This is a genomic window from Protofrankia sp. Cr1, from assembly GCF_963555865.1.
GTDB lineage: Bacteria > Actinomycetota > Actinomycetes > Frankiales > Frankiaceae > Protofrankia.
Genome location: NZ_CAUVXO010000460.1, coordinates 1 through 3364, shown reverse-complemented (window position 1 = coordinate 3364; position 3364 = coordinate 1). Strand labels below are relative to the sequence as shown.

The following is a 3364-nucleotide window of genomic DNA, read 5'->3' as shown; positions in this document are numbered from 1 at the left end:
TCGCGGCCGGTGCCTGCGGCGGCCAGGGCACGGGCTGCGGCAACCGTTCGGCGTACCTGCCGGGGGGTGAGGCGGAACGCGGCCAGCTCGCCGGCCTGGGTTGACCCGCCCAGCTCGGCCGACCACAGCGCCGCCTGTTCGGCGGCTGGCAGCGGTTCAACGTCGCAGCTCAGAGGTGCGGGGCCGGGCGTTTCCGGCTCCCACCCGCCGCGTCCGAACAGCACGATCTGCGGCGAGAACTGTGACGTGCCTTGAACGGACGTGACCAGGCCGGCCACCGCGGCGGCGGACTGGGCGTCGAGGGGCCCGGCGACCAGCACGGCGCCGCGCAACCTGGCCTCCCGGACCGCCTCGGGCAGGACCGACGGGTCGGATCCGTCGGTGGTGGTCGAGGCGGCGCCGAGCTGGGCCGCGAGCACCGCCAGCCCCGCCCGGCGGCAGGCCGACGCGGCGACCGTGAGCGCGTCGCCTCCCGGGAGCTGACGCAGGTAGGTCAGGGACACCCCGGCGGTGAGCGCGCGGGCCAGTCTGTCGACGATGGCGCCGCCCACATCGGGCGGGTCGACGAGTACGGCGCCAAGCCCGGGTTCGGGCCTGTCGTCACCCAGCAGGTACGCCGCCACCCGGTCGGGCACCCGCAGCGACCGGGTCAGGAAGGGACGGTCTGCGTCCTCGACGACGAGCAGCCCGGCGGCCACCAGTGCCCCGTTGCGCCCGCAGCGCGCCCGCGCGTCGGCGTCCAGCGGCGAACGCCCACCCAGTTCCAGGGCCAGACCCGGGCTGGCCCGCCGCCGGCTCACGTCGTCGTGCAGGTAGCCGTAGAGCTTCTCGAACCGGGACTCGAGATCCGGAGCGAGGGCAATCAACAGGATGTCGACGTCCAGGCCGGTCAGCCCACATCGGCGGGCAAGCGTCGGCAACCGCAGTTCCTCACCGGCAGCCTCGGCCGCGGCATCCCCCGCGGCCTCGGGCGCGGCCGCATCGCGCTCCAACCGGTCGGCACGCGCGCCGTCGGCGTCCGCCGGCGACATCCCCTCGTTGGACGACGCTGGTAGCCGTCCCGGATATCCGGGCTCGAGCAGGCGGTCGGCCTGCTCGTCGCTCAGGTAAAGACCGCGAAACGCATCGTCCGGTTCGGGGTCCACCGCGCGCCGAGCCGCGACCGCGGCGCGCACCCGCTCCTCGACGACGGCCAGCCGTCCGATCAGATCAGCCAGGGACGGGGATCGGGATGGGGACAGCACCGCCTACAGCTCCGCGATCCGAGCGGCCCTGCCGTTACCCGTGCCAGGCGAACGGACGCCCGCAGCTGGAAGCCCAGCTGGATCGGCCGCGTCGGGGGCCCGTTGCGCACGCGGATCCACCGGGGAACGGCGGACATCCAGGTACGGCTTCTCCAACACCGGCGGGCCGATTGGGACCACCGGCGCCGGGTCGAACGGTGCCACCACCACGAGATCGAGGGATGGTTTCAGCTCGCCGCCGAGGGCGTTCCAGACGTCGGCGATGCCCCGGTCTGCGCCGGGCGGCAGGGCAAGCTGCAACAGTACGGGCAGCGGCTGGGCGGACAGCTGGCCACGCAGATGCCCGGTGGGTACCCGGTCGTGGCGCAGCAGCGCGCCCAGCAGTTGGGACAGCAGCCGGTGTTCGTCCTCGGGGCGCCGGGTCCACGCGGTGAGCAGGTAGGACAGCCGGAACCGCCGTGGCGGCGGCCGGCGGGCGACAACACGCCCCTCGGTGTTGCGGACCGGCTCGGCCGCGATCTCCCGGCGCCCGACGTCCTCACGGATGTCGTAGAGGAAGACATCCACGCACGGGCCGTTGAGGCGGCTCGCCCAGTCCCGGGTCGGCGCGTCGAAGACCACCTCGGCCTCGCCTGCGGGCAGGGCCTCCGCGGTCAGCAAGGCGGCCAGCGTCGCGTCAACGTCATGGATCATCTCCGTCACGGTCTCTCACCGCGGACGTCAGGACAAGGAGCCAACCGCGCCCTCCGGCTGCCTCATCGGGCACGCGTGCCGGCACGGATTGCCGGTACATCAGGCTGTTCCACAATCGTCACCACGCGCGTACCGTCGATGCCGTGGCGATCTACAATCCGACGCAGATCTACGGCTTCGCCCGGGGCGCGGGGTTCTCCCCCGACCAGGCGACGACGATGACCGCCGTCGCGTTGGCGGAGTCCGGCGGCAACAGCAGTTCCCACAACTCCCACGGTGAGGACTCCCGCGGGCTGTGGCAGATCAACCTCAACGCCCATCCACAGTGGCGGGACCGCGACCTGTACGACCCGAAGATCAACGCCCAGCTCGCCTATGAGGTGTCGCGGCAGGGCCGGGACGTCTCACCCTGGACGTCGACCCACCACGGCGCGAACGCCAGATACCTCGACTTCAAGACGCACGCCCAGCACGCGTCGGTCGAAGCCGGCGACGGTTCCGGCCTGGGCTCGTGGACGGGGACCCCGGGCTACGGCCACCCGCTCGCCGCCGGCGACGGTCCCGGTGTCACGCACGGACCCGGTATCACGCATGGACCCGCGGATGCCGGCGGCCACGCGCATGTGAACGGCGAGACCGCAGCGGGCTCCGACACGACCCGCCGGTTCCTGGACGCGGCGCTTCGGCAGTCCGGCGACCACTACGTCTTCGGCGCCGAAGTGAACCTCGACGACCCCGACCCGACCACGTTCGACTGCTCCGAGCTGACGCAGTGGGCTGCTCACCAGGCCGGCCACGACATCCCCGACGGCGCGTGGGCGCAGTATTCAAGCCTGCGCGGCGAAGGCATGGAGATCTCCGTCGAGCAGGCGCTGCATACCCCCGGCGCACTGCTGTTCCAGTTCTCCGACGACGCGGGCCGCGGCAGCGGGGAACCGGCCAAAGCACATGTCGCGATCAGTCTGGGGGACGGTCGCACCATTGAGGCGCGCAACCCCCGCGAGGGCGTGGGGGTGTTCAACGACGCCGGACGCTGGATGACCCGCGCGGCGCTGATACCCGGCATCTCCGCAGTGCCGGGCAGCGACGCACCGTCCAGACCCGACGCGGCTGGCTCAGTGGCGGCGGCCGACGGGACCGACACCGATGCCGACGGCCTCACCGATGCACTCGAACGGCACCTCGGGACGGACCCCACCCGGACCGACTCCGACGATGACGGTCTGTCAGATGCCTACGAAATACTGCACCTGCACACCAACCCGTTGTCCGCGGACACCGACTCCGACGGCGTACCGGATTCCATCGAGCTGGCGCTGGGAACGAACCCGAGCGATCCGGACACGGCCCACACCGGCCGGCTCGACGGCGCGATCGGCGCCGCTTCCACCGCCACAACCCGCACTGACACCGACAGCGACGCAGAC

At 72.2% G+C, this 3364-nt stretch carries 2 protein-coding genes and 1 pseudogene; 1 reads left to right on the top strand and 2 read right to left on the bottom strand.

Annotated elements, in window-relative coordinates; all coding sequences use genetic code 11:
• Positions 1–1244: pseudogene (locus tag U9980_RS23685) on the bottom strand (ATP-binding protein); the annotation flags it as partial.
• 3 nt (positions 1245–1247) lie between these two features.
• Entirely contained in the window at positions 1248–1937 is a 690-nt protein-coding gene (locus U9980_RS23680; RefSeq protein ID WP_322751382.1) for a DUF4255 domain-containing protein, read from the bottom strand.
• Positions 1938–2080: 143 nt separating this feature from the next.
• Here U9980_RS23680 and U9980_RS23675 point away from each other — a divergent pair.
• A partial coding sequence (locus tag U9980_RS23675) for an NlpC/P60 family protein (RefSeq protein WP_322769955.1) occupies positions 2081–3364 on the top strand: 1284 nt, incomplete at its 3' end.